The following is a 5,339-nucleotide window of genomic DNA, read 5'->3' as shown; positions in this document are numbered from 1 at the left end:
GCGGGTTTCCGTGTCAGCCGAGGCCGGGCCTCAGCAGGGGCGGCCGTCCGACTTGTCGATGGCGCGACCGGCGAGCGCGCCCCCGCCCGCGCCGAGGATCGTGCCGAGCGTCTTGTCGCCGCGGCCTGCGATGGTGTTGCCGGCCAGACCGCCGGCGATGCCGCCGATGGCGAGACCGCCGTTGCCCTTGTCACGGCAGCGCTGGTTGCCGCGATAGTTGCGGTTGTTGCTGTAGCGACGGTTGTTGTTGTAGCGGCGATCGTTGCGCCAGCCGACGTTCTGGAAACCCTGGCCGCCGTAGCCACGATCGTCCCAACCGTAGTTCTGCGCGGCAGCGGGCGCGACCGGCAGGGCCACGGCAGTGGTGGTGGCAAGCGCGATGGCGGCGGCGGTGATGAACGGCTTGAACATGTCGTGTCTCCCTGATGGTGTCGAACTCAGGAGGCCCTTATCGACTCGCTGGCTTGACTTCGTCCTGAACGCACCTGTCAGCCATTGTTCAGCAGAAAATGCTTTCCCGTGTCGCCGACCGGAGACGCCAGGCAGAGCCGTCAGTCGAAGTGGATCGCCAGCCAGATCGTCCGCCGTGCCGGGTCGGTCCATGTCACGCGGTGGCGCACATGCGCCGGGATCAGCAGATGATCGCCGGGGCCGAGCACGATCTCGCCCTCCCCTTCCAACGACAGACGGGCGCCACCCTCGACGAGCAGCACCCATTCGTCGCGATCCTGATCGTACCAGTCGGCAGAAACGTGACCGTGCGACACGATCCGTTCGATCCGCAGGCCGGGCCGGGTGAGAAGCGCGCGAAACTCCTCGTCACCGATGTCCCCGGCGGGATCGGCACGCGGCAGGGCGGCGTAGAGATTACCCCAGCCGTCCGCCGCCGCCTCCTAGTTTATTTGTCGGCCGAACCCGGCTCGGCCATGTTCCGGTGCATGCCGGAAAGCACCGCCGCCGGGGTAACATGCGCCAGCGCGACCTGCACCTTGTTCTTCCAGCCGGAAACGACGCTGGCCTTGCCGTCCATCAGCGCCTCCCAGCCATCCCGCGCCACGTCCGCCGCGTCGCTCTTGCTGGTCGAGACGCCGACACTGGTGTCCATCATGTCGGCGCGGTCGAAGAATTCGGTCTCCACCGGCCCCGGCATCAGCGTGGTGATCTGGACGCCCTTCGATTCCTTCAGTTCGTCGCGGATGGCATCGGTGAAGCTGTCCACGAACGCCTTGGTACCATTGTACACCGCCTGAAACGAGCCGGGGATGAAACCCGCGATCGATCCGGTGACAAGCACCTTGCCGTCGTTGCGCGCCACCATGTCCTTCAGCACGTTCTGCAACAGGTAGAGCGTGCCGGTGATGTTTGTGTCCACCACCCGGCGCCAGTCGGTCACGCTCTGATCGAGGAAGCCGTGGCCCAGGCCGCGACCGGCATTGGCGCACAGCACGTCGATCCGTCGCCCACCGGTCGCGGCGATCAGCCTGTCCACGCCCTCGATCGTGGAAAGATCGGCCTCGAGCGATTCCACCCTGCCGCCGTGAGTGCGGAAGTCGGCGGCGGCGCTTTCGATCAGCGGCTCGTCCGCCACCACGAGGATATCGTAGCCGTTCTCCGCCGCGATGGACGCCAGCTCGAAACCGATTCCGGTGGAGGCGCCGGTGATGACGGCAAGTTTTCCGTTGTTGTCAGCCATGGAATATTCCTTTCAGGCGGCCTTCGCGAGGCCCGGCTTGAGGACGACCTTGGTCACGTCGTTCTGCTGGTTCTTGAAGATGTCGTAGCCGTGCGGCGCATCCTCCAGCGCCATGCGGTGCGAGATCAGGAAGGTCGTGTCGATCTTCTCCTCCAGGATCGCATTGAGCAGGCCCGGCAGGTAATGCTGCACATGGGTCTGGCCCGATTTCATCGTCAGCCCCTTCTCCATGAAGGCACCCATCGGGAACTTGTCGACGAAGCCGCCGTACACGCCCGGCACCGACACGCGCCCGCCCTTGCGGCACGCGACGATCGCCTGCCGCAGCACATGCGGCCGCTCGGTGCCGAGGAAGGCGGTGGCCTTGATCTGGTCCAGCACGTTGTCGGCGAACAGGCCGTGGCTTTCGAGGCCGACCGCGTCGATCACCGCATCCGGGCCGATGCCGCCGGTCAGCTCCATCAGCGCCTCGTAGATCTTGGTGTCCTCATAGTTGAGGACCTCCGCGCCCATCTGCCTGGCGAGCGCGAGCCGATTGGGGAAATGATCGATCGCGATCACCCGCTGCGCGCCCATCAGGAACGCGCTCTGGATGGCGAACAGGCCGACCGGCCCGCAGCCCCACACCGCCACCGTGTCGCCCGGCTCGATGTCGGCATTCTCCGCCGCCATCCACCCGGTCGGCAGGATGTCGGAAAGGAACAGCACCTTCTCGTCGTCGATCCCGTCGGGGATCACGATCGGGCCGACGTCGGAGAAAGGCACGCGGACATACTCTGCCTGCCCGCCGGCATAGCCGCCGGTCATGTGGCTATAGCCGAACAGCCCGGCGGCGGGGTGGCCCCACAGTTCCTCGGAGATATCCTGATTGTCGGCGGGATTGGAGTTGTCGCAGGCGGAATACTGGTGCTTGCCGCAGAAGTAGCAGCTGCCGCACGCGATCACGAACGGCACGACGACGCGCTGGCCCTTCTTCAAGGTGCTCTTCGCGCCGGTTTCCACCACCTCGCCCATGAACTCGTGGCCGAGAATGTCGCCCGCCTTCATCGTGGGGATATAGCCATCGTAAAGATGCAGGTCGGAACCGCAGATCGCGGTGGACGTGATCTTGATGATCGCATCGCGCGGATTGATGATCTCGGGATCGGGAACGGTATCGACGCGGACGTCGTGCTTTCCGTGCCAGGTAAGTGCGCGCATGGACTGGTCCTTCCGAAAACGTGGAGGCCGAAAAACGGGAGAGGGTTACGCCTTGGGCGCGGGGTTCGGCGGGCTGGAGGTGGCGATCTCGCCGGTTTCGAGGAACTGCTTGATCCGCCGCAGATCGCGCCGCTGCTGGATGCCCGGCTCCTTCTGGAACAGCTTGGCGACGAGCTTGCCGACCACCCCGGCCGGCGGATCATAGGCCAGCGTCGCCGTCACGAAGGTGCCACGCTCACCCGCGTCGCGGAACGCCACCCGGCCGCTGTTCGATACGTCGGCACCCTCGGCGGACTGCCACGCGATCAGCCGGCCCGGCTCGTCCTCGGTCACGATCGCGTCCCATTCCACCGTCCTGCCGCCGGGAGCGTTGACCACCCAGTGCGAGGTACGATCGTCACGCACGGTGATGGCCTCGATATTCTCCATCACCCCGGCGAGGTTCGAGAAGTCTCGCCAGAATGCATAGACCTCATCCGGCTTGCGGTTGATCGTGATGGTGCGGGCGGTAAGCGCACTTTCGCCGCGCTGCTGCTGCTCGCTGTCGGGTTCGGCTTTCCGGGTCGTGCCGCGCGGCGCATCGTCGCGCGCGCCGGGTTCGGCGGCGTCTGCTTGGTCGATCATGGCGTTGGTCCACTGGCTGGGGAGCAAAGGTAACCGACCACGCCCGGGCCTGTTCCATAATTACCTCAATGACTTGGAAGGAACCGGCCCGGCGCGAAACCGCCTCCGTTCGTCCGCCCCGGCATCGGCCTGCCGCGAACCGGCAGGCTGCGGCTTGCCTTTATGGGCTGCTTTTGCGAACGGAACCGATCGTCGTCTGCCCGAGTTGGAGCCACCATGTCAGGATCTTCCGCCGAATCGGCGCTTGCCCGTACCCGAAAGCGCCGGACGGCCACCAGCGTCGGTCCGCTGGGCATGTTTTTCCGCGGCTTCATCAAGCATCCGGTGATGGTCGGCTCGATCATCCCCTCCTCCACCAAGCTGATCGAGAAGATGCTCTCGAAGGTGGACTGGGCGAACACCAAGGTATTCGTGGAATACGGCCCGGGCGTCGGCACCTTCTGCGGCCACATCCTCGAGCGGATGGCGCCCGATGCGACGCTGATCGCGATCGATACCAACCCCGATTTCATCGAGTATCTGGCGGGCCGGATCACCGATTCGCGTTTCGTCCCGGTGCAGGGTTCCGCTGCGGACGTGCGCGCGATCCTGGCCGAGCGTGGTTTCGACCACGCCGACTACATCCTGTCGGGCCTACCTTTCTCCACCCTGCCGCCGGGCGTCGGCCCGCGCATCGCCAGCGAGACGCAGGCGGCGCTGCGGCCGGACGGCGCATTCCTCGTCTATCAGTTCAGCCCGAAGGTGCGGGATTTCATCGCCCCGCATTTCGACCGGATCGACCACGGCTTCGAGCTTATCAACATTCCCCCCGCCCAGCTTTACTGGGCCTGGAAGGACTGATGGACGACGCCGCCATCGCCGCGCTTGAACGCGCGATGGCGGACGCGGCGGCGAGCGGCGATTACGAGCGGGCCGCCATCCTGCGCGACCAGATCCATGCGGCGCGGAACGGCGGCACCCCTGTCGAGACGGGGAGCGGGCTGGCCGGCCTCACCCGGCAACAGCCGGGCGCGATGGGTCTCGGCACCAGCCAGCAGCGCGCCGAACCGCCGCCCGGCTGGGTTCGCCCGAAGAAGCCCGATCCGATGACGCGCGGCACGTCACGGCGAAAACGCGCTTAAGCACGCCTTCCGTCCTCCGCCACCCCGGCCTCGTGCCGGGGTGACGGGGAGAAAACCCTCACCCCGCCCCGATCCGCACCACGCCGGTCGCCAGCCGCTCCACCTCCGCCGCCTCGTGGGTGACGTAGAGGATCGGCAGCGCCAGTTCTTAATTAACACGCTACAGACCACTGATACATACACGAAGGGCGGCCCGGGCAGCTACAGTTGTTTAAAAGAACAAGAGCGGGACGCGCGGCCGGACCGCAGGGCCCCCCCCACTCAATCCCCGCCGCGCCTCCCCGCCCGAAAGCGTGCGCGGCCAGCGATCGAGCAGGTCGCCGATCCCGAGAAAGGCGACCGCCTCGTCCAGCCCCATCCAGCGATCGGCGGGGGCGGCGAGGCGGTGGCCGTACAGCAGGTTGGCCCGCACGCGCAGATGCGGGAACAGCCGCGCCTCCTGAAACACATAGCCCGCGCGGCGGCGATGCGGGGCCACGTCGATCCGCGCGGCGGCGTCGAACAAGGTCTCGCCGCCCACCCGGATATGGCCCGAACCGGGGCGCAGCAGACCGGCGATCATGTTGAGCACGCTCGTCTTGCCCGCACCCGAGGGGCCGAACAGCGCGGTTAGCCCGCCCCCGTCCGAAAAGGTGGCGGCAACATCGGTTTCGCCCAGCCGGCGAGCGACGGACACGTCAAAGGACATGGCCGCCCCGCCC

Annotated in this window: 8 protein-coding genes; 2 read left to right on the top strand and 6 right to left on the bottom strand. The window is 66.6% G+C overall.

What is annotated here, in order from left to right; translation table 11 throughout:
- Nucleotides 1-30: 30 nt before the first annotated feature.
- The 5 genes from FOY91_RS20545 to FOY91_RS20525 form a co-directional block, all read right to left on the bottom strand.
- Nucleotides 31-411, bottom strand: coding sequence for a glycine zipper 2TM domain-containing protein (locus FOY91_RS20545; protein ID WP_145155835.1), 381 nt, complete (start codon nucleotides 409-411; stop codon nucleotides 31-33).
- A gap of 140 nt (nucleotides 412-551) precedes the next feature.
- Nucleotides 552-767 (bottom strand): cupin domain-containing protein, encoded by a 216-nt coding sequence (locus tag FOY91_RS20540; protein WP_238995822.1) that lies wholly within the window; start codon nucleotides 765-767, stop codon nucleotides 552-554.
- Nucleotides 768-898: 131 nt separating this feature from the next.
- Entirely contained in the window at nucleotides 899-1,693 is a 795-nt protein-coding gene (locus FOY91_RS20535) for an SDR family NAD(P)-dependent oxidoreductase (protein ID WP_145155831.1), read from the bottom strand.
- 12 nt (nucleotides 1,694-1,705) lie between these two features.
- Nucleotides 1,706-2,893 (bottom strand): zinc-dependent alcohol dehydrogenase, encoded by a 1,188-nt coding sequence (locus tag FOY91_RS20530; protein ID WP_145155829.1) that lies wholly within the window; start codon nucleotides 2,891-2,893, stop codon nucleotides 1,706-1,708.
- A gap of 45 nt (nucleotides 2,894-2,938) precedes the next feature.
- Nucleotides 2,939-3,517, bottom strand: a complete 579-nt coding sequence (locus FOY91_RS20525) for an SRPBCC family protein (protein ID WP_145155827.1) — start codon at nucleotides 3,515-3,517, stop codon at nucleotides 2,939-2,941.
- A 216-nt stretch (nucleotides 3,518-3,733) separates the two neighbouring features.
- Between FOY91_RS20525 and FOY91_RS20520 the strand changes: the two genes are divergently transcribed.
- A complete protein-coding gene (locus tag FOY91_RS20520; protein WP_145155825.1) occupies nucleotides 3,734-4,357 on the top strand; it encodes a class I SAM-dependent methyltransferase in 624 nt (207 codons plus the stop codon).
- A complete protein-coding gene (locus FOY91_RS20515; protein WP_145155823.1) occupies nucleotides 4,357-4,638 on the top strand; it encodes a UvrB/UvrC motif-containing protein in 282 nt (93 codons plus the stop codon). Before FOY91_RS20520 ends, FOY91_RS20515 begins: the two co-directional genes overlap by 1 nt.
- Nucleotides 4,639-4,849: 211 nt before the next feature.
- On the opposite strand, the gene FOY91_RS20510 is transcribed toward FOY91_RS20515, so the two are convergent.
- Nucleotides 4,850-5,339: ATP-binding cassette domain-containing protein (locus tag FOY91_RS20510; RefSeq protein WP_338062109.1), on the bottom strand; the 490-nt coding region annotated here is incomplete at its 5' end.

The organism is Alterirhizorhabdus solaris (assembly GCF_007785815.1).
Lineage (GTDB): Bacteria > Pseudomonadota > Alphaproteobacteria > Sphingomonadales > Sphingomonadaceae > Alterirhizorhabdus > Alterirhizorhabdus solaris.
This window is presented reverse-complemented; position numbering and strand designations above follow the sequence as displayed.